The following is a 24,014-nucleotide window of genomic DNA, read 5'->3' on the forward strand; positions in this document are numbered from 1 at the left end:
CATGGCACTGGCGCTGAAACAGGTGGGCGTGGCCTTTGGCGGATTTCAGGCGCTCAGCGATGTGTCGCTGGCCGTCAGCCCCGGTCAGGTCATGGGGCTGATCGGCCCCAACGGCGCGGGGAAAACCACCTGCGTCAACACGCTGACCGGGTTTCAGCGCCCGGGCACTGGGGCAGTAATGCTGGAAGGGCGCGATGTCTCGCGCCTTTCGGCCCATGCCTTGCGCCGGGCCGGGGTGGCGCGAACATTTCAGGCCGGGCGGCTGTTTACCGGGCTGGATGTGCTGGACAATCTGGCCTGTGCCGGTGTCGGGCTGGGCCAGCGCCGGGCAGTGGCCGAACAGGCGGCCAGCGATCTGCTGGGCTGGATGGGCATTTCCGGGCTGGAAAGCCGCCCCGCAGCCGGACTGCCCTATACCGACGAGCGCCGGGTCGCCATTGCCCGCGCGCTCATGGGCCAGCCCCGCTACCTGCTGCTGGACGAACCCGCCGCCGGCATGTCCGAGATCGAGGCCGCCGATCTGGCCGCGCTGATCAGGCGGATCGCGCAGGAGCTGGGCACCGGCGTGATGCTGATCGAGCATAATGTGGGGCTGGTACTGGATGTCTGCGCGCAGGTCGTGGTGCTGGATGGCGGGCGGGTGATCAAGAGCGGCGACCGCGCCGCGATCCTGTCCAGCCCCGCCGTGCGCGAGGCCTATCTGGGCAGCCATGAGCCGGAGGCCGTGTGATGGCAAAGCTGGCGGCATACGATCTGTCGGTGCGCTACGGCAAGCTGACCGCGCTGCGCGATGTCTCGCTGAGCGTGACCGAGGGCGAGCGGGTGTTCATCTCTGGCCCGAACGGGGCGGGCAAATCCTCGCTTCTGGGGGCGGTGGCCGGGCTGGTGCCCGCCGCCCATGGCCGGATCGAGATGGACGGCGACATCCTGTCGGGCCTGTCACCCGAGGCGGTCGCCCGGCGTGGCCTGTCGATGGTCCCCGAGGGGCGGCGCATCTTTTCCGCGCTGTCGGTCGAAGAGAACCTGATGGTCGGCACCGGCCTGCGCCGCGACCGCATCGCCGTGAGCGATGATCTGGAGATCGTCTTCAACGCCTTCCCCATCCTGCGAGAGCGCCGCGCGGCGGGTGCCGGTGCGCTTTCGGGCGGGCAGCAGCAGATGCTGGCAATTGGCAGGGCACTGATGACCAACCCCAAACTGATGCTGGTAGACGAACCCTCGCTGGGGCTGGCGCCGAAGGTAGTGGGCGAGGTCTATGAGCGCCTTTGTGCCCTGCAGGAACAGCGCGGCCTGACGCTGATCATCGTCGAGCAAAGTGCTGCACGCGCGGCGCGGGTCGGCGGGCGGATGCTGCTGATGCGCGGTGGGCAGATCATGGCCGAGGGGCAGGCGGCCGATTTCGCGGGCAATGACCTGCTCAGGGACACCTATTTCGGGGGGAAGACGGCATGAACCTGCAACTGGTGTTCGATGCGCTGGCACTGGGGTCGATCTATGCCATCGCCGCCCTGGGCATCGCGCTGATCTTTGGCGTGATGAAGCTGGTGAACTTTGCCCATGGCACGTTCATCGCCTTTTGCGTCTTTGCGCTGATCATTCCTTCCGCCGATGCGGTGGCGGTGATGGGGCTGGGCGCGGCCCCTACGGCAATCCTGATCCCGGCGATGTTGGTGGTGGGCGCGGTGCTCGCGGTCACCGCCGAATATCTGGTGTTCCGCCCGCTGCGCGGCGCCTCGCCGGTGGTGCTGATGGTGGCCAGTTTCACGCTGGGGGTGATGATCCAGAACCTGCTGCTGGTGGTGCATGGCGGGCGGCCAAAAGCGGTCAGCCTCTGGGGCCTGAGCTTGGAAACCCGGTGACGGTGGCCGGGGCCTCGGTCCCGCTGTTGCAGGTGATCGTCATTGTTGTGGTTGCACTGATCCTCTGTGCGCTGGCGTTGATGCTGAAATACTCGCGCCTTGGGCTGGAGATGCGCGCGGCGGCCGAAGATTTCGGCATGCCCCGGTTGCTGGGGGTGCGCGCGGATGTGGTGATCATGGGCGCCTTCGCGCTGTCGGGCGCGCTGGCGGCGGTGGTGGCGCTGGTGCTGGTGGCGCAGACCGGCGTCGCGGATGTGCGCATGGGCGGGCAGATCATGCTGGTGGCCTTTATCGCCACGGTGGTGGGCGGCATGGGCAGCCTGTCAGGCGCGGTGCTGGCCGGGTTTGGCATCGGGGCGGCGGTGGTCGTGCTGCAGGTTGCCCTTCCCGCTGAGGTCCGCCCCTTCCGTGAGGCCTTTGTCTACGGGCTTGTCATCGCTGTTCTGCTGCTGCGGCCGCAGGGGCTTTTTGCCCCGGCCTCGGCCAAACCGAGGGTCTGAACCATGCGCGACACCATCGAGGGCGCCGACCACCGCACCCGCCGCCACGAGGCACTGACCACCCCTTTCCTGCTGATTGCCCTGCTTGCCGTGTTTCTGGCGCTGGTCCTGACGCTGGGGGACCGCGCGCTTGCCCGCTGGGCCACCGAAGTGCTGGTCCGGGTGACGCTGGTGGTGGGGTTCTGGATCTTCGTGGGCAATTCGGGCGTGATCTCGTTTGGCCATGCGGCCTTTGCCTGTGTGGGCGCCTATGTCTCAGCCTGGCTGACCTTGCGGCCCGCAATGAAGGCCATGTTGCTGCCCGGATTGCCGGAATGGCTGGCGCAGGCCGAATGGTCACCGCTGCTGGCAGGGCTGGCCGGGGCCGGAGTGGCCGCGCTTTTCGCGCTGATCACCGGGGCGGCCATTCTGCGGCTGTCGGGCATTGCAGCTGCGATCGCCACCTTCGCCTTTCTGGCGATGGTCAATGTCATCTGGTCGAACTGGTCCTCAGTCACCGGCGGCACTTCGTCGGTGGTGGGGCTGGTGCGCTACGTCACGCCCTGGGTGGCGCTTGGCTGGGCGGCACTGACGATTGTCATCGCGGCGGCCTATGCGCGCTCGTCCTCGGGGCTGGCGCTGCGGGCCACGCGCGAGGATGAGGTGGCCGCCGCGTCATCTGGCATCGACAAATACCGCCACCGGCTGGCCGCCTATACGCTTTCGGCGTTTTTCTGCGGGGCCGCCGGGGCGCTGGCCGGGCATGTGATCGGCGTGATCAACCCCGATGCCTTCTACCTGACGCTGACCTTCATGATGCTGGCCATGCTGGTGGTCGGCGGCAGTGGCAGCCTGACCGGGGCGGTGACCGGGGTGCTGGTGGTGTCCGTGGCGCTGGAGGGGCTGGCACGGATGGAACGCGGGATGATGCTGGGCGAGATCAGCGTGGCGCTGCCGATCGGCTCGCAACAGATCCTGATCGCGGCGGCCATGATCCTCATCCTGATTATCCGTCCGCAAGGCCTGACCGGCGGGCGCGAAGTAATGCTGCCGCTGCGCAGGGTCCCGCGGCTGCGGCGCAAGCAACCATGACCCGAACCAACAGAGGAGCGATAACATGAAACCTGCACTGAAGCGGCTTGCCGCAACCACCCTGCTGAGCGCGCTGGCCCTGCCCGCCGTGGCCGAGGATATCACCCTGGGCTTTGCCATCGCCCAGTCCGGCTGGATGGAGGCCTATGACAGCCCCGCCGCTGCCGCCGCCCAGATCCGCATCAACGAGATCAATGCCGCCGGCGGGCTGCTGGGCCGTCAGATCCGGGTGCTGACCGCCGACACCCGCACCGACCGCTCTGAAGCCGCGCGCGCCGCAATGGGACTGATTGACGAGGGCGCCGACATGCTGGTGGTATCGTGCGATTACGATTTCGGCGCGCCCTCGGCGCTGATGGCGGAAGGCGAAGGGATGCTGTCGTTCTTCCTCTGTGCCGAGGATGTGAAGGCCGGTATTCAGGGTGTCGGGCCGCTCAGCTTCTCGTCCTCGGTGCTGGCGCCGGTGCAGGGTGCGACGATGGCCGAATGGGCCCATGCCAACCGTGACGCGCGCACCGCCTATGTGCTGGAAGACACGTTCATCGAATACAACAAGGGCATCTGCACCGGGTTTGAATGGATGTTCCCGCAGCTTGAAGGTGCGACCATTCTGGGGCGTGACAGTTTCGTCAATGATGACCCCTCGATCGCCAGCCAGATCAGCCGCATCCGCGCGCTGCCCGAAGCGCCCGATGTGATCATGCTGTGCTCGGTCATGCCCGGCGCGGCGGCGGCGGTGCGCCAGATCCGCGCCGCCGGGATCGACGCGCCCATCCTCAACGGCTCGGCGGTCGATGGGTCTTACTGGCTGGGTGCGGTGCCCGGCCTGTCGGACTTCCTTCTGCCGGTGCAGGGGTCCATCCATGGCGACGATCCGCGCCCCGGGGTTGAGGCCTTCAACGAGGCCTTCGCGGCTTTGACAGGCGCACGCCCGGCCAGCCAGTATGCCTATCCCGGCTATATCCTGATCGACCTGTGGGCGCGGGCTGTCGAACAGGCGGGAACGCTGGACGGGGCCGCTGTCACGGCGGCGCTGGAGACGATGCGCGATGCGCCCACCATCTTTGGCCCGCGCAGCTTCTCGGACGTGCTGCACCACCAGAATACCGCACTGATGCAGATCATCGAGATCACCGATGGCGTTCCGGCGCGGGTAGATGAATGGACCATCTCGCAGCCGGTGCCGCTGGATGTGCTGCTGGGGCGCTGAACGCGCAGGCCTGCCCCTGGCCGAACGTCTGCGCGCGCCGGGCCCGTTCCGGCGCGCGTTCTTTGCACAGCACCGGCGCAAGAGCATGACGGTGCCGATCTGCCCGATTGTTCAGCACACCGCCCGCCGCGACCGGCCTTCCCATGGAAAGCATGACGGAAAACACCGCTCAATTCTGTCCAATCTCTGGACCAACCGACATGGCGTCTTGCAATCTTCTGTCTGATTGGAAATGACCGCTCTCAGGGAATCCGGCCGGGTGCGCTTCCCGCACGAAAAACCGGGCTGGTGCGCGCTGTTCACAGGAGAGCGAAATGACCAAATTCTGCCTGACCGTCACCTGCAGATCACGGCGCGGCATCGTCGCGGCTATTGCGACCTATCTTGCGGACAACGGCTGCAACATCACCGACTCGTCGCAATTCGATGACACCGAGACCGGCAATTTCTTCATGCGCGTTTCCTTCGTATCCGAAGAGGGCGCCAGCCTGTCAGCGCTGGAGACCGGCTTTGGCGCTATTGCGGAGGCTTTGGGCCTGACCCATGCTTTCCACGATGAAAGCCACAAGCTGAAGGTCGTGGTCATGGTCAGCCGCTTTGGCCATTGTCTGAATGACCTGCTGTACCGCTGGCGCATCGGCGCCTTGCCCATCGACATCGTGGCGGTCATCTCGAACCATATGGATTACCAGAAGGTCGTGGTGAACCACGATATCCCCTATTACTGCGTCAAGGTGACGAAAGCGACCAAAGCCAGCGCCGAGGCCGAGCAGATGCGCATCGTCGAAGAGACCGGCGCCGAGCTGATCGTTCTGGCGCGCTATATGCAGGTGCTGTCGGATACGATGTGCCAGAAGATGTCCGGGCGGATCATCAACATCCACCACTCTTTCCTGCCCTCCTTCAAAGGCGCGAACCCCTACAAACAGGCGTTCGAGCGTGGGGTGAAGCTGATTGGCGCAACCTCGCATTATGTGACGGCCGATCTGGATGAGGGGCCGATCATCGAGCAGGACATTATCCGCGTCACGCATGCGCAATCGCCTGAAGATTATGTTTCGCTGGGCCGCGATGTGGAGAGCCAGGTGCTGGCGCGCGCCATTCATGCCCATGCCCATCACCGCGTGTTCCCGAACGGGAACAAGACAGTGGTGTTTCCCGCCTCGCCCGGCTCGTATTCCAGCGAGCGCATGGGGTAAGAGCGCGGCGCGGTTTTCAGGCTTGCGCTCTGGCGCGCGCCGGCATATCGGTTAACGACGATATACGATATGCCTGCAACGGAGCGCCCGATGACTGACACCGATCAGGATGAAGCCGATGTGAAAATGGCGGCGACGGCCAAGGCACTGGGCCATCCGGCACGGCTGCGGATACTGCGGCTGCTGGCGCGCACACCGGGCTGCATCGGCGGCGATATCGTCGATGCGGTCGGTCTTGCGCAATCAACGGTGTCCGAGCATCTGCGCATCCTGAAGGAGGCTGGCGTGATCGAAGGGCAGATCACCCCGCCAAGGGTCTGCTATTCACTGGCGCCTGAGGCCCTTGCCCCGCTGGCGGCGCTGATCAGAGACCTTGAAATCGCGGAACGGGAGGCAGGCTGCTGCGTCACCCAACCGCTGGCGGAAAGATGAATCATGTCGCTCTTTGAACGCTACCTCTCGCTCTGGGTTTTGCTGTGCATCATCGCCGGGATCACGCTGGCAAACGTGATGCCGGGCGTCTTCGGGCTGCTGGCAAGCCTTGAATATGCTTCCGTCAATCTGGTCGTGGCCGTACTGATCTGGGCGATGGTCTATCCGATGATGGTGGCGGTGGATCTGGGAGCGCTGAAGGGGGTTGGAAAGCGGCCCAAGGGGCTGGTGATCACCGTGGTCGTGAACTGGTTCATCAAGCCCTTCACCATGGCGGCGCTTGGGGTGCTGTTCTTCAACCACGTCTTTGCCGGGATGATCAACCCGGACGACGCGGGCCAGTATATCGCCGGGCTTATCCTGCTGGGTGCGGCGCCCTGCACGGCCATGGTGTTCGTCTGGTCACAGATGACCAAAGGGGATCCGAACTACACGCTGGTCCAGGTCTCGCTGAACGATGTGATCATGGTCTTCGCCTTCGCGCCGATCGTGGCGCTGCTGCTGGGCGTGACCAATATCGCGGTGCCATGGGAAACGCTGGTGCTGTCGGTGGTGCTGTATGTGGTGCTGCCGCTGGTCGCGGGGGCGATCACCCGGGCGCGGCTGATAGCGCAGGGCGGCGTGGTGGCGGTGGCGGCGTTCACGGCGCGGATCAAACCCGCCTCGGTCATGGGACTGCTGCTGACGGTGGTGCTGCTTTTCGGGTTTCAGGGGAATGTCATCCTCGACAATCCGTTCCTGATCGTTCTGCTGGCCACGCCGATCCTGATCCAGTCCTATGCGATGTTCGCTATTGCCTATGTCTGGGCGTGGAAATGGAAGGTGCCGCACAATGTGGCCGCCCCCTGCGCGTTGATCGGCACATCGAATTTCTTTGAACTGGCGGTGGCCGTGGCGATCGGCCTGTTCGGCCTGAACTCCGGCGCGGCACTGGTCACGGTAGTAGGTGTGCTGGTCGAGGTGCCGGTGATGCTGTCGCTGGTCTGGTTCGCCAACCGCACGCGCGAAAGCTTCCCGGCATGAGCACTGTCATCTACCATAACCCCGGCTGCGGCACCTCACGCAATGTGCTGGCGATCCTGCGCGCGGCGGGTGCGGACCCCATCGTGGTCGATTACCTGCGCGAGGGCTGGACGATTCCCCAGCTGCTTGGCCTGTTTGCCGCCGCCGGCCTGACCCTGCGCGAGGCGCTGCGCGTAGCCCGAAGCCCGGCGGAAGAGATGGGGCTGACGGCGCCCGGGGTAAGCGATGCCACCCTGCTGGACGCGATGGTCGCGCATCCGATCCTCGTCAACCGGCCCATTGTCAGCACGCCGAAAGGGGTGCGCCTTTGCCGCCCGTCAGAGCGCGTGCTGGAGCTGCTTCCCGCGCTTCCGCCCGGCCCGTTGTTCAAGGAGGACGGCACGTTGATCATTGATGCAGAAGGGAAACCCGTTGTCTGAACCCGTCACCGACCTGACCACCCCGCAGCTAGATGAAGCGTGCTTTGCCAGTATCGACCGCGAAAAGCTGCTCGCGCCGCCGGTCAGTGCCCACCCGCCCCGCATCCTGATCCTCTACGGCTCGCTGCGGGAGCGTTCCTTCAGCCGCCTCTCCGCCGAAGAGGCGGGGCGCATTCTGCAAAAGCTTGGCGCCGAGGTCCGGTTTTTCGATCCGTCGGGCCTGCCGCTGGTCGATGACGGGGCCGATGCGACACATCCAAAAGTCCGCGAATTGCGGGATCTGGTGGCGTGGTGCGAGGGCATGGTCTGGTCCAGCCCGGAACGGCATGGCGCCATGACCGGACTGATGAAAACGCAGGTGGACTGGATACCGCTGTCCGAAGGGGCGGTGCGCCCGACACAGGGAAAAACACTGGCGGTGATGCAGGTCTCAGGCGGATCGCAGAGCTTCAACGCGGTGAACCAGATGCGCGTTCTGGGCCGCTGGATGCGGATGCTGACCATCCCGAACCAGTCTTCCGTTCCGAAAGCTTTTCAGGAATTCGACGCGGAAGGGCGGATGCGCCCCTCCCCGCTTTATGACCGGATTGTCGATGTAATGGAAGAACTGGTCAAGTTCACCCTGCTGACACGGGACCGGACGGACTATCTGGTTGACCGCTATTCAGAGCGCAAGGAAACCGCCGCCGCCCTGATGAAACGCGTCAATCTTTCGCGCGCGACCTGAGCGGGGCGGTCGCCTCAGGTCGCGGTTCTGACCGGGGCGTGACCTGCGGAAGCCTCTCGCGCTAGGCCTGACTGTGCTGCAGAAAGAACCGCAGCATCTCGCGCGAGGCATCCGGGCCCTTGGGGTCGGTGTAGCTGCCTGCGGCCTGCCCGCCTGACCAAGCGTGCCCGACGCCGTCTATTTCCCAATGTTCAGCCATGCTCAGGCCGCGGGCATCTTCATGGCGGGTCTGCCGGTAGGTGCGCCCGCCGCCTGAAGTGCCCGAAACGCGGACCTGACTGAGACCGGCGCGCACGCGCAGCGCCTGCGTGAGCACTGCCTCGCCATTGGCAGGATGAACCGTGGTGTCGGCAAGCCCGTGGAACACGATGGCCGGAACCCCAGAAACCCGCGCCGTGCCCGTCGATCCGCTGCGCATGGCGGCGAAGGCCGACGGCACATCCCGCGCCCCGCCGACTGGCAGGCCTGAATGCACACCGATAGCGGCGAACAGCTCAGGGTAGGATGCGCCCATGATCGCCGCAGCCGCCCCGCCCGCCGACAAGCCCGCAATATAGACCCGCGCGGCATCGGCCGGGTGCGCGCGCAGGATGTCGTGGACAATTCCGGCGATCAGCGCGGGTTCGCCCCGGCCCTTCGCCTGATCTTCCGGCCGGAACCAGTTCCAGCACTTCTGCACATTCGCCCCCTGCGGCTGGGCGGGCCAGGCGATCAGCGCGCCATACTCCTCCGCCAGCGCATTCATCCCGGTGCCTGTGGCGAAATCCTCGGGTGACTGGGTGCAGCCGTGCAGCATCACGATCAGGGGCATCGGCCCCTCTGGCATCGTGGCGGGCACGTACAGCCGGTAGTCGCGGCTGCCCTGTGTGCCCTGATGCGTCAGGGCAAGGAATTGCGCGCCTGAAGGCAGATCAGGCGCTGCGGGGGTCAGCGGGCCGCGCTGTGGCATCCCGCCCGCCGCGATGGAGCGCAGCGTTTCGCTCAGCCCTTTTCGCGCTGTCCGCGCCGTTCGCGGGGGTGGGGCCCCCTCACCTTGCCGGGTGAAGCTTCCCTCGATCACGCCTGCGTCGTCCGGCTGTTCATCGGTGGCGGGGTTGGGGTGCAGAAGCGACTGGATCAGCGCGGTGGCCTCTGCCAGATCGCCGGAGCGTGTCAGTGCGGTGGCCCGGGTCATGCCGCGGGCGAAGAGCGTTTTCATGCGGTTCTTTCGATGATTGGGGATCAGGTGATGCGGTCGGCCAGCGCGGCCCTGACCGCGTCAGAGGCCTGCAGCGAACCCAGAACAGACAGGGCGGAAATGGTGTTCCGGGCAAGCTCGGCGGTGATATCGGGGGCGAGAACGACCAGGCCAAGGACGCGGATATCCAGCATCTGCCCCGCTGCCTGCGCCGCCGTCAGCTCATCGCGGGTAATGCGCCGCAAGCCCAGATCGACGCTTTTGCGCACAACGATCTGCCGCACCGTCTCCGCGTGACGTTCGATCTGGTTGCGGATGGCGGTGCGGATGAAGTCACTGCGGTTGGAATAGAACCCTTCCTGCACCAGCAGTTCGATCTGTCCCAGATCGACAAAGCCGAGATTGATGGTGATCTTCTCGGACTCGGGCGCCTTGGAAACCGCCGCGTTATTTGGTGCTTTCGCCAATTTTAACCCCCATACGCCATCCGTATGGATGGTATATGGAGCCTATTCCGCCAAATGCAAGAGCGCCGCGACGGAATGATGGGGCCGGGAAGTCTGCGGTAGGTGTACCGTGCATCGCGCAACCTCATGCTCGTCTCGCAGCAAGAGATGCCGGATCTTCCGCACTCCACAGAGCCTGCGGTTCTCTTCCCAAGCGGAATTGATCCTGATCTTCAAGGCAGCGCCCGACTTTGCCCGGGCCGAAGCCCGATCAGGGTCGCGCCCGATAACGCGCCGTTCATGAGGTTGACGGGGTAATATGCAATATTTTGCCCATCGCTCGCCCCCGAACTCACCCGCTGCTTCTTTCAATAAAAGCAATCACTTGCGATACGGGCGGTCGAGCACCGCCTGGACGAAGTACGCTGACGCTTTCGTCAGAATCTCATTCGCCTGCCGAAGTCCGCGCACTTCGCGTTCCAACTCCTTGACCCGCGCCTTCCCGGCGCTGGTCTGGCCTGGCAGGTCGCCAGTAATTCTCCGAGAGTTTTGCCCTCCGGTGAAAAGGGGCGGTTCAGGATGAGCACCTTTGCGCGATTTCCCGGCTTTGCGGATTCGATCAGAGGAACCTCCCTTGAGGACGGTGCAGCAGAGGTGTAGCTTTTTCGGATGCCGAGATCGAACCTTCTTGTGACTTCAAGACGAACCCGGAAGTGAACGCCTTGCCTTGCTGCTCTACATCCGGTTCCCGCTCTCGCCCATCAATCCTGTGCCGCGCCAGGCATAGGCCCTGCATCCTGGGGGTCCGCCCCGTCCTGACAACGGAAAAAGCACCCGCATGAGCAGCAACGACGGTCTGCCGGTCCCCAGACGCTACTGGGCCGTCCTCGCGATAACCATTGGCATTTTCATGGCGGTGATTGACGGTGTCGGTATCAACGTCGCACTGCCTGCAATTGCCGGTGATTTCGGGGTGGACGAATCTTCGGCGATCTGGGTGGTGACTTCCTACCAGCTTGCCGTCACCATATCACTTTTTCCACTGGCCGCGCTGGGCGACAAGCTTGGTTATCGCAAGGTTTATTGCGGGGGCCTCGTCGTCTTCGTTGCCGCTTCGGTGGTTTGCGCATTTGCCGAGCGCCTTGATCTGATGATCGCTGCACGAGCCGTTCAGGGTCTGGGCGGCTCTGCGGTGATGACCGTAAACCTTGCCCTCCTGCGCTTCATTTTCCCCAAGGCCAAGCTGGGGCGCGGCATCGCCTACAACACGCTCGTCGTGGCGGTGTCAGCCGCTGCCGGACCGGTGATCGCAGGTGCGATCCTGTCGATCGCCGACTGGCATTGGCTGTTTCTCGTCAACCTGCCGCTCGGGCTCTTGATCCTGCCCGTCTCGATTCTCGCCCTGCCTTTGGTCCCGCCCACCGGCCGTCAGTTCGACTTTGTCGGTGCGGCTCTGATCGCGTTGGCCATCGGCATAGCCGTCCTGACGATCGACGGGCTTGGACGCGGCTATCCTCTCGGTCTGCTCACCCTTGGCGTGTTGGCAGGCGGAGGGCTGGGCTGGGCCATGGTCCGGCATCAGAACCGGAGCCCAACGCCGATGCTGGCAGTTGATCTCCTGCGCATCCCCGTCATTCGGCTTTCGGCTCTGACAGCAGTTTGCGCCTATGTGGTACAGGGGCTGAGCTACGTCTCCTTGCCTTTCCACCTGCATGACACAATGGGCCTGCCTGCAGCGGTGGTGGGCCTTTCGATGGCGCCGTGGCCTGTCGGTATCATGCTCGCCTCGGTGCTCGTGGGCCGGCTGATGGGTCGTCATTCGGCTGGGCTTCTCGGCACGCTGGGACTCGCGCTGCTGGTCGGGGGCGCGGGCTGCATCCTGTGGTCGATCCCGCTGCGCTCGCTCCCGGCGCTCGTGGCGGGCATGTTCGCCTGCGGCTTTGGCTTCGGATTGTTTCAGAGCCCTAACACCATGGCGATTATTTCAGGATCACCGCCCGCGCGCAGCGCTGCAGCCAGCGCGCTTCAGTCATCCTCACGACTAGTGGGTCAGACAGTCGGAGCGGCAGGTGCAGCGGCGATCTTCGGGTTGGCGGCGGCGGGATCCAGCACCATGATCGCGATCACCGTGGCGGTTGTATTTGCTTTTGCCGGAATGGTTTTCAGTTCGATGCGCCTGCTGCGATCCTGAACTGAGGGGGAGCGCGTTGGATGACGGGGATGGCGAGAGGGTGCCGTTCTGGCGCATCGCCGACAACAACTGACCGAGCTGGGCGGCCGGGACAACGCGCTGCTGCAGGCACTGCCGGACGAGGGTTTGGCCCTGGGGCTGATCGGGCTGACCTGCCGGTGCCAGTTTCAACCTTGCCGCCAGCGGCGCATGATGAACCTTGGCCTCTCATGCAAAATCGGCACGCTCATGAGATAACGCCGGGCGAGAGCACCCTCAGATATCCAAAATCAACGCGTGAACCTCGTCAGGAACGTCGATCCAGCCGCGGGCGCGTACCTTGGCCCGGTCTTGCCGGGAACGGTCAAACGGCATCCGTACGGGCGGGCCATCTGCGACGGGCCGCGTTTCGCGGATTGCTTTGCTGTACGCCTCTATCTCGGCGTCGAATTCAGTGGGATCGCGAAGCAAGTCAGGCTTTGCTGCAACAATTACCATACCAAAGCCGCTCAGGTCGTCCGGTAAATGAGCAGATCCGGCCATCATACCCATCAGCTGCACCATCATCGCAAGGCCACTACCCTTGTGCCCCCCCCACACGGAAAACGCGCCGTCAAATGCTGCATCAGGATCAACTGTGGGGACGCCATCTTTGTCATATGCGGTCCCTTCCGGCAGAATATGACCCAGCCGCTTCGCCAGCAGAACCTGCGCATGGATGATTTCTGACGTGCCGATATCCCAGATCACCGGCATATCGCGGAAAGGAAAGCCGAAACAGACGGGGTTCGTGCCAAACCGCCCCTCGGTGCCGCCATGCGGTGCCACCCAAGGGGCCGTGTTGGAAAAGATCATCGCCACAAGCCCTCTGGCGCATATCTGTTCCGCGTAGAATGACAACATCCCCGTATACCAGGTGTCTTTTCCGCCAATTAATGCCAGCCCTGATTTTTGAGCTTTCTCGACGGCCAGGTCGGTCATTTTCTGGCCGACGATATATCCGATCTGATCGTGTCCGGCGACAAGGGCAGATACCGGCGTTTCCCGCTCCACCGACAATCCCTGCGAGGGCGCACCGTATTTGCGATGTCGTTCGGCAATTGAAACAAGCCGCGCCAGACCGGCGAAATTCAGCCCCCGCAGCTCGCAATCGATTAGATGAGCAACAGGTGATGCAAGCGTGTCTGGATGATACCCCATTTTAACGAAAGCTTCGTGAGCCAGGGTGCGCGCATCGTCCAATGTCAGTTTCATTGCATCTATCCGTGATTGAGGGTTTCACGCCCTGATCAAGTCAGGCGCCGGGGCGGCCACGAGGCCATAACCTCACATTTTACTTGGCAGCCAGAGAACCAGTTCAGGGAACGTCAGCAACAGACCAAGCATCGCAACCGCTGCAAAGAAAAATGGAATCAGCCCGACAAAGATCTGTTCAAGTTTTACCAGGTTCCCCGCCGCCCCTTTGACGACGAAACAATTCAACCCGATGGGGGGTGTGACAGCTCCGATCTCCGCCAGCACAATAACGTAGACCCCGAACCAGACCGGGTGATAGCCGAGGCTCATCATCACCGGATAAGTGATCGGCAGCGAAATCGCGAGCAGCGAGGGCGCATCCATAAGCATGCCCAGCAAAAGATACACCAGCGTCACAATCGCAACGATTGCCCAAGGGTCCAAACCGCCATTAACCAGCAGGTTCTGGGTAAAGGTCGAGACCCCGCTCAGCGCCAGAAACCGTGCAAAGATCAGCCCGCCAATAATAATGGCAAAGATCATTGCCGTCAGCTTGACGGTTTCAATCAGGGAATATCCAAGCCGGACGCCAAATGGCCCCTGCCGGACCAATGCCATGATGAAAGTGGCGAAAGCGCCAACTGCGCCCGACTCTGTCGGCGTGAATACCCCGGCATACAGACCGCCAAGCATGATGAAGATCACCAGCGCGAGCGGACCTACCATGCGCAGCGAATATATCCGCTCGCGCAGTGAATAAGTTTCCTTACTTGGCGGCGCCTTGTGGGGTTGGAGCCAGGCGACGGTAACAATCGTGAGCGCGAGAAGGCAGGCAAAGATCACGCCGGGGACGATGCCGGCAATCAGCAGCCGTCCGATCGGCGCATTCGTCAGGATGCCGTAAACCACGATCAGGGCGCTGGGGGGTATCAGCACTGCCAGTGTACCCGCAATGGCGATCGAAGCCGCTGAAAAGCCCCTGTCATACCCACGGCGCACCATTTCAGGCAGCGCCAGTTTGGTGAACAGCGTGGCCGTTCCAACCGACGAGCCGGACGCCGCCCCGAATGCCGCTGTTGCCCCGGTGCTGGCAAGCGCCAGACCACCGGGCAGCCGCCCGAACCATTTGGTGCAGGCATCAAAAAGGTCATCGCCGATACCGGCCCTGATGGCGAAAAAGCCCATCAGAAGAAACATCGGGATGGCACTGAAGTGGAACGAGCTGACCACCGGGTAAATCACCGTTCCCATCAATGAAATGGAGGGGATGAACCCGTTCATCAGCAGAATACCACCAAAGGCTACACCCGTAAGTGCCAGCATGATCGGTGCGCCCAACAGAATCAGGGCGAGCAACACGCCACAGCCTGCAAAGCCAATAGCCAGATCAGTCATTTCTGTGCACCGCGTTAAATTCCGCTTCCTGATCCAGCATGTCGTTGTCCACCGGTGCAAACCCGGGGACAAGCAATGTTCCGATCGCTTCAAGTGCGAATTGAACGGTGAGCATTCCAAGCCCGATGCTGACGGCGATTTTTGATGGCCAGAGTGGAAACTGAATCGCGGCGCCCCATACCATTTCATTCATGTTGTACGACCGGATGCCATAACGCCATGTTCCGTATGTCGCCGCTGCAAATATGATAACACCGGACATCATCCACAGGGCATGAATGAACCGTTGCAGACGTTCCGGAAAACGACGGGCCAGAACCACGGTTCGTACATGCTCTTTCTTCATCAGCGTGTAAGCGAATGGAAAGGTGATGCACAGCACCAGAAGCGCCTGGCTGATTTCCACAGAAGCCGGGATCGGCGCGTTGAAAAGCGTTCTCAGAAATGCGCTGAGTGCGATCAGACACATGATGAGAAACGTCGCAGTCCCGGCGATGAGGGCGGCAATAAAGACGAGCACGCCATAGAACCAGTACACGCCTTTGAAAGTGCGCTGCATTGAGACTCTCCTGGAACGACAGAAGGGTGAGGCGGTGTTTTACTCCGCCTCACCCCCTGATGATCCGGTTACTGATTGATGTCGTCGATGACGCGCTGTGCGTCTTCCTCGGGCATGCCGCTGGCCATGACGCGCTGTATCCAGCTGTCGCGGGCGGCTTGCACACCCGCACTGGCAAAAGCGGTTTCCAGAAAGACGTCATCGGGGAAATCAACGATCTCAACCAGGCCCTCGGCCTCCCAGCGCGCCTTGATCCGTTCCTCCTCCGCCTCGAAGAGCGCCAGCAGCTCTTCCAGATGCTCGTATTTCAGCTCTTCAAGAACAGCTTGATGTTCTTCCGAAAGCGCGTTGTAGGTATCCAGATTCATGCCGATGATCTGCCCCCAGTTTGCGCCCAGCGGAACATCAATGAAATAGGAAGCGACATCATACAGCTGGAACGCTTCGACAAATCCGATATCCGTTGCCGTGCAATCAAGGATGTTGTTGCTCAGCGCTTCGTACATTTCGACATCGACGAAGCTGGTCGGAATGCCGCCAAGCGCTTCAACCAATGCGGGCAGCGCAACGCCATAGGTGCGGATCCGCTTGCCGCGGAAGTCTTCCAGCGTGTTGATCGGCGTCGTGCAAAGGAAGCCGTAGTTTGGCAGTGGCCGAACCGTGATCATCCGCGTGTTGTACCGGGCCAGCTCTTCGGCAAAGGCCGGAATTTCCTCATGCCACCTCAGCCAAAGCTCTCCGACTTCGCGCTGGTCACGGGTATTGGGCGTGAAGAACGGCAGCGCGTTGTTGACGGGCAGCTGCTCGGGGAAATAGGGCACAACGATATTGCCCATGTCCATCAGGCCGGTTTCGATTGCGGTCGGGATTTCAGTCACCGACGCCAGAACGCCACCGAACTGGATGTTGATCTGAAGATCGCCCTCCGTGCGGGTGTTCACTTCTTCGGCCAGCCATTCGGACGCGAGGGTGAACATGTTGCAGCACTGTGGAAAGTGATCACCCCAGCGCAAAGTCTGGGCATTGGCGGAATGCCCCAGCGCAGCTGTCGCAACAGCGGCACTGAGTATGGATGCGGAAATGTGTCTCATGGTTCCTCCCTTGAGCGTCTGTCTGGATTGGCGGTGAAGCTTTGCCAGGAACTTGTAACTGCCCGTTCGTGCGGCTCCCCGGACCGCGCCCTCCTTTTTCCATCCGAACTGGCGGCAGTTGACAGGTCCGAGCAGGCGTCACCCGCACTGTAATCCGTTCTGTCCGACAATATGTCAATTCTTTTTTTGCGACCGAAATCCGGGACCCAGCGCCTCGGAAGCACAGATTCAAATCTAATTCCTTTGATATAATAGATAAAATATCGAATGACTGGAAAATGACATCTGGCTCCACAAGGAGGAATGCTTTGCCATATTGACGAACTGTCCGACAATCTTTAGGAAGGCAGATGCGAGGAGAGCCTTGCTGAGGACGGGGCCGGAGGAGCGACGACAGTGCAGGACCATTTTGAGATTTATGCCATCAAATATGCCCAGCATGAGCGTCGGGCGCGGGAGAATTTCATCGGGGGCGACATCCATGATGGCCCGATGGCCATGGACTATTTCATCTGGGTTATCAGGAACGCGACGCGCACAATCATTGTAGATACGGGTTTCGATCAGGCAATGGCCGACAAGCGCAAGCGGCGAATCGTACATTCTGTCGAGGCTGGCCTGTCACGGCTTGGCATCGACTCTGATCAGGTTGCCGATGTTGTGCTGACCCATCTGCACTATGATCATGCGGGAAATCATCATCTGTTCCCGAACGCCCGCTTCCATGTTCAGGAGCGCGAGATGGCGTTCTGCACCGGACGGTGCATGTGCCATCCGGAAATCAACCACCCCTATGCGGTTGACGATGTGAAGGTGATGATTGACCGGCTGTTTGCGGGGCGTCTGACTTTCCGTGACCCCGAGGATGAGTTGACGCCGGGCATCACCTTGCACCGGGTTGGCGGGCATTCCGACGGGTTGCAGATCGTCCGGGTGCGCACGAAACGCGGCTGGGTGGTTCTTGCGTCAGATGCTGCGCATTACTTCGACAATCTGGCGCTGCGGTTGGCCTACCCGGTCGTCTACAATGTTGGCGACATGCTAGATGGCTATGCGCGCGTCCTGAAGCTGGCGGACAGCGAAGATCACATAATTCCGGGCCATGATCCCAAGGTTCTGACCCGGTATCCTCCCGTCGCCGACGACACCCTGGGCTGGATTTGCAGGCTTGATCTGCCGCCAGTGCCCGACCGCGAGCAGTAAGGAAATATCAATGATTGTGGAAATGCGGGTCTATTATTGCGAACCGACACGGCTTCCGGCGCTGCTGGAGCGCTTCAGAGGAATCACTCTGGCATTTTTCGAAAAATACGGGATTGAGCAGGTCGGGTTCTGGACCACCCTTATCGGCCCCGACAACCATAGCCTGATCTACCTGCTGAAGTGGCGGGACATGGCGCATCGCGAACAGGCCTGGAATGCCTTTCAGGCCGATCCCGACTGGATCGCGCGCCGCAACGCAACCGAGGCAGAGCGGCCGATCGTGACCAGAGTGGAATGCTCTTTTCTGGCGCCGACCGACTTTTCGGCATTACGCTGACGCCGCTCCCGGCCTCATGCCGCGCAAAATATGAAAGATACATGAATGGCTGAATACAGGATTGGCTTCATCGGGCTTGGCAACATGGGCGCCCCGATGGCGCGCCGCCTTGCGCAGGGCGGGCACGCTCTCTCCTTACTGGACACGAATGCCGACATCACGGCAGCCTTGTGTGCTGAACTTGGCGCACAGCGCCTGACGGCTGACAATGCGTCCTCGCTTGACGTTCTGATCACCATGTTGCCGAATTCCGACATCGTGGAAGCGGTCCTGATGACCGATGCCTGGGCAGAGCGTCTGCCCGCCGGCGCCACGATCATCGACATGAGCTCATCCAGCCCGACGCGCTCGCGGGCGCTGGCGGCGACGCTTGCGCGGATGGATCTGGGCTATCTGGATGCACCGGTATCTGGTGGCGTGCCAAAGGCCGTTGCCGGAACGCTGGCCATCCTTGTGGGTGGCGAGGCGGCTTTGCTGGAACGCTGGCGACCCGTACTCACCTCGATGGGCGGATCAATCCTTCACGTCGGCCATGCGGGGGCAGGACATGCCGCCAAGGCGCTGAACAACTACGTTTCCGCAGCGGGCCTCATGGCCACGGTCGAGGCGCTGCACATCGCCGAATCCTTCGAGATCGCACCCGAAGTGATGACCAGCGTTCTGAACGCGTCGAGCGGGCAAACCAACACTTCGGTGAACAAGGTCGCGCAGTACATGCTGTCCGGCACCTTCGGGTCCGGGTTCAGCATCGGGCTGATGGCCAAGGATCTGGGCATCGCACAAGACCTTGCAAGCTCACTCTCGTATCCGATGGCGTTTGGCCGTCACGGTATCGACCTGTGGCGCAGCATCGCGAGCCAGGCAGAACCGACGACCGATCACACGGCAATGTATCAATTGCTGAACCGCGGAACCTGACATGCGACTTCCTGACCTCTCTCGTTTCTATATTGACGGTTCATGGGTTGAACCTGTCTCGCCACAAGGGTTCGATCTGGTCGATCCCTCGACAGAAGAAACCTACGCCACGCTTGCGATGGGTGGGGCCCGGGATGTTGACCGCGCGGTGGCAGCGGCGCGCAGGGCCCTGCCCGCATATCGGGCAACATCGCAACAGGAGCGGACCGCCCTGCTGCGCCGGATACTTCATCTCTACGAAGACCGCCTTGAAGATTTCGCTGAGGCCATGCGCCTTGAAATGGGCGCGCCCATTACATTCTCAAGAAAAGGGCAAGCGCCGCGCGGACCATTGCACCTGAATGCCTTGATCGAAGTGATGGATGGGTTCGCCTTTGAGGAGGATCGCGGCACCACCCGCCTCAGATACGAGCCGGTGGGCGCGTGCGGCCTGATCACGCCGTGGAACTGGCCGATCAATCAGGTGATTGTGAAGGTTGCACCGGCCCTTGCTGCCGGTTGCACCATGGTTCTGAAACCAAGTGAGTTTTCGGCAATCAGCGCATTGCTTCTGGTTCAGGTCCTGCATGACGCCGGGGTGCCGCCGGGCGTGGTCAATCTGGTCAACGGTTCCGGCCCGGTCGTTGGCGCCGCTATCGCGGGCCACCCGGACATTGATATGGTGTCCTTCACCGGCTCAACGCGCGCAGGGATCGAGGTTGCGAAGACTGCGGCGGAGACTGTGAAGCGCGTGGCGCAGGAATTGGGTGGCAAATCTGCCAATATCCTGCTGGAAGATGCCGACTTTGACGTGGCCGTGCCGAAGGGTGTTGCAGCGTGCCTGACAAATTCCGGTCAATCCTGTTCGATTCCGACGCGCATGATCGTGCCGCGCGCCCGGCTTGACGAGGTGAAGAAACTCGCGGTCGCAACCGCCGAAAGCTACATCCTCGGACCCACGGACGATGCGGAAACGCAACTTGGCCCCTTGGTGAACAAGGCCCAGTTCGACCGCGTTCGCAAACTTATACAAAGCGGCATTGTTGAGGGCGCCACCCTGCTGACCGGCGGCACCACACGCCCGGCCGATCTGAGCCGCGGCTTCTATGTTCAGCCTACCATCTTCACCGATGTGACGCCGGACATGACCATCGCAAGGGAAGAAATCTTTGGCCCGGTGCTTTCAATTCTGGCCTATGACGACGAGGAAGAGGGCATCGCGATTGCCAACAGCTCCAGTTTTGGGCTGGCCGCTTATGTGCAAAGCCGAAATCCGGAACGCGCGCGCGATGTCGCGCGACGGCTGATCGGCGGGCAGGTGCATATCAATTACCCGGCAGCGGATTTTCACGCACCGTTCGGCGGCTTTCGTCAATCCGGGAACGGTCGCGAATGGGGTGAAGCCGGTCTGCGGGAGTATCTGGAACTCAAGGCGATGATCGGCTTCACCTCGCAGACCGAACCTTCTGCCGAGTGACACTCACAAGAATAATGACGATATTTAACCTGGAGACTGCGGCGATGAATGATGAAAGCGAGATGTTCAAGAAGGGCTTCGCAAACCGCAAGGCGGTACTGGGCGAAGGCCATGTTGAAAATTCCTGGAACGCCGCCGACGATTTCAACCGGCCCGCGCAACGGCTGGTGACGGAATACTGCTGGGGCGAAGTCTGGGGCGATGACTGCCTGCCTTTCAAGACGCGCAGCATGATCAACATCGCGATGCTGACAGCGATGAACCAGCATCATGAACTTGCGGTGCATGTGAAAGGCGCGCTGACGAATGGCGTCAGCCGTCAGGAAATTCAGAGCGTCCTGAAGCAAACCCTTGTCTATTGTGGCGCGCCTGCAGCTTTGGCGGCATTCCGGACAGCCAGCAAGGCGATAGAGGAATGGGACGCCGCGCAGGACAAGAACGACGCCAGGGCCGGGGTATGAGCGGCCATCAGGTGAATTTGGGGATATCGGACCATGGATAGCACGACCATCGGCTTTATCGGCTTGGGGAACATGGGCTCCAGGATCGCGCGGTGCCTGCGCGCCGGGGGGTTCCGCGTTGTGGGCTATGACAGCAACCCCGAGGCTGCTGCGAAGGTGGGCATCGAGGTTGGCGCATCCGTCGCAGAGGTGGTGCGCTCGGCACAGATCATTCTGATGTCGCTGCCGGACAGCAAGGTGGTGGAAGCGGTGGTTGAGGGCGATGGCGGCGTTTTGTCGTCGGTTGAGAAGGGGCAGGTGGTCGTCGATCTCAGCACAGCCTCGGCAAGCTCGACGATCCGGCTTGCGCGCCTGTTTGACGATCGCGGCGCGTTCTATGTGGATGCCGGTATTTCCGGCGGCGCCGCAGCCGCTGAAAAGGGCACGCTCACCTTGATGGTCGGCGGCGCAGAGGAGGCTATTGAAAGGCTGACCCCGGTATTCAAACCTATCGCCAGCAAGGTGGTTGTGATGGGTGGCGCCGGGGCGGGGCATACAACCAAGCTGCTGAACAACTTCCTGAATGCTGTCAGTCTGGCCGCTACCGCCGAAGTGATGGTGGCCGGCAAAAAGGCTGGTCTGGATCTGCACCAGTTGCTGGACGTGCTGAATGCCTCCAGCGGGGTGAATTTTGCAACGCTGAACCGCTTCCCGAAGATCGTTGACGGCGATTATCTGGAAGGGGGGCTGACCTCCAGACTGATGACCAAGGATGTTGTCCTCTATGCTGACCTGCTGCACGAACTGGGTGTTTCATCGCTGAACACCGCCGGGCCGCTGGCTTCCTTTGGTCTGGCAACAGCACTGGGATATGGTGATGCCATATCGAACCGGGTTGTCGATGCCATTGGCGACATCTCTGGCGGCATTCGACTGAACAAAGCGTAAAGGACAGACCGATGCAGATATTTCCAGGCCGCAACACAAGCGACGCATCCCAATCGCGCGGGCCGACCTTCACGGGTCAGGTCTGGGCAGACCCGATCATGCCTGCGACTGACGGGGTGATGATCAACAACGTGTTTTTTCCGCCGGATGCACGTACCCATTGGCACACCCATGGACAGGGACAAATTCTTCAGGTGCTGGCCGGTCAAGGCTGGATCTGTGTGAAAGGCCAGAAGGCACAGGTAATCCGGCCGGGCGACACAATCTGGATCCCGGCTGATGAGGTTCACTGGCATGGCGCCGCAGCGGACAGCTACCTGCTGCATACCGCAACGTCGCTTGGCGGCACGAACTGGTTGGATGAAGTCAGTTCAGACCAGTTTCAGGATGCAACGTCATGACATCGGACAGTGCAGCGCGGCTGAAGCAGACCGTCAAGGACCAGCTTGGCTACTGGGATGATGAGCATGACGCCATCGCAGAACTTGATCCCGGGTTTCTGGACGTATGGCAGCGCATGGCGCAGGTGCCGGTAAAAAAGAATTACCTGGGTTCGAAAAACCGCGCCCTTGTTGCGCTTGCCGCCTCTGCCGCCGCAACCCATCTGTACGCCCCCGGTGTGCGCCGTCAGGTGCGCAACGCCCTCGCCGCAGGGGCAACCCCGCAGGAGGTGATGGAGGTTCTGCAACTGACGGCAACACTGGGCATTCACGCGTGCAACATCGGCGTGCCTTTGCTGCTGGAGGTTCTGGAGGAAGAAGGCTATCGCAGTGGCCCTGCCCCTCTGACAGAGCATCAGGAAAAGCTGAAAGCGGATTTCACAAAAGACAGGGGATACTGGCACAGCTTCTGGGACGGTATACTTGAGCTCGACCCGGAGCTGTTCGAGGCCTATCTAGATTTTTCCGCCTATCCCTGGCGAAACGGGATATTGGAGCCGAAGATGAAGGAATTCATCTATTGCGCTTTCGATGCCGCCGCCACACATCTGTATGTGCCCGGACTGAAAATGCACATGCGAAATGCGCTGGGCTACGGGGCGACCAAGGAAGAAATCATGGAGGTGCTCGAGGTTGTGAACCTGATCGGCATGCACGCCGTGGAATTGGCGGCGCCAATTCTGAGGCAGGAGCTGAAGAAGCAGACATGACCACGATGACTTGTTTGTTTCCGGGCCATTCCTTAGGGATGAAATAGAAATTCTCTTGGAAAGAAGTGCGGAAATCATGGCTAAAATTGGCATCATTCAACCGGATACACTGCGACAGAAGGTCGAAGATGCCGTTCGCCACGCCATAACAACCGGCCTGTATCTGCCCGGCGAACGTCTGGTTGAGCGCGTGCTTTGTGAGGAGCTTGGCGTGAGCCGTGCCTCGGTACGCGAAGCTTTGCGGAAGCTGGAAGCCGAGAAACTTGTGGAGATCATCCCCCATAAAGGCCCCGTCGTTGCGACCATCTCGCTGGATGAAGCGCGCCAGCTTTACGCGTTGCGCGCAATCCTGGAAGGATTTGCGGCGCGGGAGTTCGCGCTGAAAGCCAGCGAGAATGACATCGCGGATTTTGCCAAGGCTGCGAAAGGCCTGCGTCAGGCTGTACGTGGAAAATCCCGCGAGGATGTTTTAAAAGCGAAGACAAATCTTTATGATATCATGCTCGCCAATTGCGGAAACGCGCTGGTACACGAGATCCTGCGCGGAATGCATTCGCGCATCAACATCCTGCGCGCCACCTCACTGGTTGATGCGGACCGCCTGCCGAAAAGCCTCGCCGAGATCAATGCCCTGAACACGGCATTTCAGAAACGTGACGCAGACGCGGCACAGGAAATCGCCAGCGAACATGTCAGAAATGCCTCGGTCGTGGCGCTTCGGTATCTGGAGGAGCAGGGGCATTCCTAGGGTGCAGGCTTCGGCAACCTGTCCGTCCCCCAGAGAAGCGCGCGCGCTGAGTCCCGCGACTGCCTGAGTGCCTGAGCCGACTGCCGCTCAGTGACCTCCTCTGAAAACATATCAAAGAATTGGGCTGCGAGCTTTCTTGCCGTTCCTGTCACCAACCTGCTGCCAAGCTGGGCGAGTTGCCCTCGGCCATGTCCAGTTTGACCTTGGCGGTCACGGCGCTTCGGCTGTTGCTGGCAGAGATGAACCGTAAGCGTTTCCTGCCTCCCACCTTTCGGCTCTCATCCTGATCGGTTCTGTGGA

The 24,014-nt window shown here is 61.6% G+C and carries 27 protein-coding genes and 1 other annotated feature; of the genes, 21 read left to right on the top strand and 6 right to left on the bottom strand.

Features of this window, described 5'->3' with window-relative positions:
* Position 1: 1 nt before the first annotated feature.
* The 11 genes from V7Q53_RS14715 to arsH all read left to right on the top strand — a co-directional run bounded on the left by V7Q53_RS14715 (position 2) and on the right by arsH (position 8,440).
* Complete coding sequence (locus V7Q53_RS14715; protein ID WP_333829378.1) at positions 2-730, top strand: ABC transporter ATP-binding protein; 729 nt, start codon at positions 2-4, stop codon at positions 728-730.
* Positions 730-1,452, top strand: coding sequence for an ABC transporter ATP-binding protein (locus V7Q53_RS14720; RefSeq protein WP_333829379.1), 723 nt, complete (start codon positions 730-732; stop codon positions 1,450-1,452). Before V7Q53_RS14715 ends, V7Q53_RS14720 begins: the two co-directional genes overlap by 1 nt.
* Positions 1,449-1,859, top strand: a complete 411-nt coding sequence (locus V7Q53_RS14725; RefSeq protein WP_333829380.1) for an ABC transporter permease subunit — start codon at positions 1,449-1,451, stop codon at positions 1,857-1,859. The genes V7Q53_RS14720 and V7Q53_RS14725 overlap by 4 nt, the downstream gene beginning before the upstream one ends.
* On the top strand, positions 1,856-2,359 hold the full coding sequence (locus V7Q53_RS14730) for an ABC transporter permease subunit (protein ID WP_333829381.1): 504 nt from the start codon (positions 1,856-1,858) through the stop codon (positions 2,357-2,359). Before V7Q53_RS14725 ends, V7Q53_RS14730 begins: the two co-directional genes overlap by 4 nt.
* Positions 2,360-2,362: 3 nt before the next feature.
* A complete protein-coding gene (locus V7Q53_RS14735) occupies positions 2,363-3,430 on the top strand; it encodes a branched-chain amino acid ABC transporter permease (RefSeq protein ID WP_333829382.1) in 1,068 nt (355 codons plus the stop codon).
* A gap of 25 nt (positions 3,431-3,455) precedes the next feature.
* Positions 3,456-4,640, top strand: coding sequence for an ABC transporter substrate-binding protein (locus V7Q53_RS14740; protein ID WP_333829383.1), 1,185 nt, complete (start codon positions 3,456-3,458; stop codon positions 4,638-4,640).
* 314 nt (positions 4,641-4,954) lie between these two features.
* Positions 4,955-5,839: a formyltetrahydrofolate deformylase gene (gene purU, locus V7Q53_RS14745; RefSeq protein WP_333829384.1), complete on the top strand. Its 885-nt coding sequence runs from the start codon at positions 4,955-4,957 to the stop codon at positions 5,837-5,839.
* Between the two features lie 90 nt (positions 5,840-5,929).
* Complete coding sequence (locus V7Q53_RS14750) at positions 5,930-6,271, top strand: ArsR/SmtB family transcription factor (RefSeq protein WP_333829385.1); 342 nt, start codon at positions 5,930-5,932, stop codon at positions 6,269-6,271.
* A 3-nt stretch (positions 6,272-6,274) separates the two neighbouring features.
* Positions 6,275-7,294: an ACR3 family arsenite efflux transporter gene (gene arsB, locus V7Q53_RS14755; RefSeq protein ID WP_333829386.1), complete on the top strand. Its 1,020-nt coding sequence runs from the start codon at positions 6,275-6,277 to the stop codon at positions 7,292-7,294.
* Positions 7,291-7,713, top strand: coding sequence for an arsenate reductase (glutaredoxin) (arsC, locus tag V7Q53_RS14760; protein WP_333829387.1), 423 nt, complete (start codon positions 7,291-7,293; stop codon positions 7,711-7,713). Before arsB ends, arsC begins: the two co-directional genes overlap by 4 nt.
* Positions 7,706-8,440, top strand: coding sequence for an arsenical resistance protein ArsH (gene arsH / locus V7Q53_RS14765; protein WP_333829388.1), 735 nt, complete (start codon positions 7,706-7,708; stop codon positions 8,438-8,440). Before arsC ends, arsH begins: the two co-directional genes overlap by 8 nt.
* A gap of 61 nt (positions 8,441-8,501) precedes the next feature.
* On the opposite strand, the gene V7Q53_RS14770 is transcribed toward arsH, so the two are convergent.
* Complete coding sequence (locus V7Q53_RS14770; protein WP_333829389.1) at positions 8,502-9,638, bottom strand: extracellular catalytic domain type 1 short-chain-length polyhydroxyalkanoate depolymerase; 1,137 nt, start codon at positions 9,636-9,638, stop codon at positions 8,502-8,504.
* Positions 9,639-9,661: 23 nt separating this feature from the next.
* Complete coding sequence (locus V7Q53_RS14775; protein ID WP_333829390.1) at positions 9,662-10,084, bottom strand: CopG family transcriptional regulator; 423 nt, start codon at positions 10,082-10,084, stop codon at positions 9,662-9,664.
* 289 nt (positions 10,085-10,373) lie between these two features.
* Positions 10,374-10,490 (bottom strand) — a sequence feature (AL1L pseudoknot).
* A 411-nt stretch (positions 10,491-10,901) separates the two neighbouring features.
* Between V7Q53_RS14775 and V7Q53_RS14785 the strand changes: the two genes are divergently transcribed.
* Complete coding sequence (locus V7Q53_RS14785) at positions 10,902-12,254, top strand: MFS transporter (RefSeq protein WP_333829392.1); 1,353 nt, start codon at positions 10,902-10,904, stop codon at positions 12,252-12,254.
* Positions 12,255-12,509: 255 nt separating this feature from the next.
* Here the strand turns inward: V7Q53_RS14785 and V7Q53_RS14790 are convergent, their stop codons facing one another.
* The 4 genes from V7Q53_RS14790 to dctP all read right to left on the bottom strand — a co-directional run bounded on the left by V7Q53_RS14790 (position 12,510) and on the right by dctP (position 16,514).
* A complete protein-coding gene (locus V7Q53_RS14790; protein ID WP_333829393.1) occupies positions 12,510-13,487 on the bottom strand; it encodes an Ldh family oxidoreductase in 978 nt (325 codons plus the stop codon).
* A 72-nt stretch (positions 13,488-13,559) separates the two neighbouring features.
* Positions 13,560-14,864 carry a TRAP transporter large permease gene (locus V7Q53_RS14795; protein WP_333829394.1) on the bottom strand — a complete coding sequence of 435 codons (1,305 nt, stop codon included), beginning with the start codon at positions 14,862-14,864 and terminating at the stop codon, positions 13,560-13,562.
* Positions 14,857-15,423, bottom strand: a complete 567-nt coding sequence (locus V7Q53_RS14800) for a TRAP transporter small permease subunit (protein WP_333829395.1) — start codon at positions 15,421-15,423, stop codon at positions 14,857-14,859. Before V7Q53_RS14800 ends, V7Q53_RS14795 begins: the two co-directional genes overlap by 8 nt.
* Positions 15,424-15,491: 68 nt before the next feature.
* Positions 15,492-16,514, bottom strand: a complete 1,023-nt coding sequence (dctP, locus tag V7Q53_RS14805; RefSeq protein WP_333829396.1) for a TRAP transporter substrate-binding protein DctP — start codon at positions 16,512-16,514, stop codon at positions 15,492-15,494.
* Positions 16,515-16,910: 396 nt separating this feature from the next.
* On the opposite strand from dctP, the gene V7Q53_RS14810 reads away from it, so the two are divergent.
* The 9 genes from V7Q53_RS14810 to V7Q53_RS14850 all read left to right on the top strand — a co-directional run bounded on the left by V7Q53_RS14810 (position 16,911) and on the right by V7Q53_RS14850 (position 23,714).
* The gene (locus V7Q53_RS14810; RefSeq protein WP_333829397.1) at positions 16,911-17,717 is read left to right on the top strand and encodes an N-acyl homoserine lactonase family protein; all 807 of its coding nucleotides are present in this window, start codon (positions 16,911-16,913) and stop codon (positions 17,715-17,717) included.
* A gap of 10 nt (positions 17,718-17,727) precedes the next feature.
* A complete protein-coding gene (locus tag V7Q53_RS14815; protein WP_333829398.1) occupies positions 17,728-18,054 on the top strand; it encodes an NIPSNAP family protein in 327 nt (108 codons plus the stop codon).
* A 45-nt stretch (positions 18,055-18,099) separates the two neighbouring features.
* On the top strand, positions 18,100-18,972 hold the full coding sequence (locus V7Q53_RS14820; RefSeq protein ID WP_333829399.1) for an NAD(P)-dependent oxidoreductase: 873 nt from the start codon (positions 18,100-18,102) through the stop codon (positions 18,970-18,972).
* Between the two features lies 1 nt (position 18,973).
* Positions 18,974-20,428 carry an aldehyde dehydrogenase family protein gene (locus V7Q53_RS14825; RefSeq protein ID WP_333829401.1) on the top strand — a complete coding sequence of 485 codons (1,455 nt, stop codon included), beginning with the start codon at positions 18,974-18,976 and terminating at the stop codon, positions 20,426-20,428.
* 44 nt (positions 20,429-20,472) lie between these two features.
* Positions 20,473-20,889 (top strand): carboxymuconolactone decarboxylase family protein, encoded by a 417-nt coding sequence (locus V7Q53_RS14830; RefSeq protein ID WP_333829402.1) that lies wholly within the window; start codon positions 20,473-20,475, stop codon positions 20,887-20,889.
* 33 nt (positions 20,890-20,922) lie between these two features.
* A complete protein-coding gene (locus V7Q53_RS14835) occupies positions 20,923-21,816 on the top strand; it encodes an NAD(P)-dependent oxidoreductase (protein ID WP_333829403.1) in 894 nt (297 codons plus the stop codon).
* An 11-nt stretch (positions 21,817-21,827) separates the two neighbouring features.
* Positions 21,828-22,217 carry a cupin domain-containing protein gene (locus V7Q53_RS14840; RefSeq protein WP_333829404.1) on the top strand — a complete coding sequence of 130 codons (390 nt, stop codon included), beginning with the start codon at positions 21,828-21,830 and terminating at the stop codon, positions 22,215-22,217.
* Complete coding sequence (locus V7Q53_RS14845) at positions 22,214-22,966, top strand: carboxymuconolactone decarboxylase family protein (RefSeq protein ID WP_333829405.1); 753 nt, start codon at positions 22,214-22,216, stop codon at positions 22,964-22,966. The genes V7Q53_RS14840 and V7Q53_RS14845 overlap by 4 nt, the downstream gene beginning before the upstream one ends.
* Before the next feature lie 76 nt (positions 22,967-23,042).
* Positions 23,043-23,714, top strand: coding sequence for a GntR family transcriptional regulator (locus V7Q53_RS14850; protein ID WP_333829406.1), 672 nt, complete (start codon positions 23,043-23,045; stop codon positions 23,712-23,714).
* The last annotated feature ends 300 nt before the right edge of the window (positions 23,715-24,014 follow it).

Origin of the sequence: Pararhodobacter sp. (assembly GCF_036802785.1) — a bacterium.
Classification (GTDB): domain Bacteria; phylum Pseudomonadota; class Alphaproteobacteria; order Rhodobacterales; family Rhodobacteraceae; genus Pararhodobacter.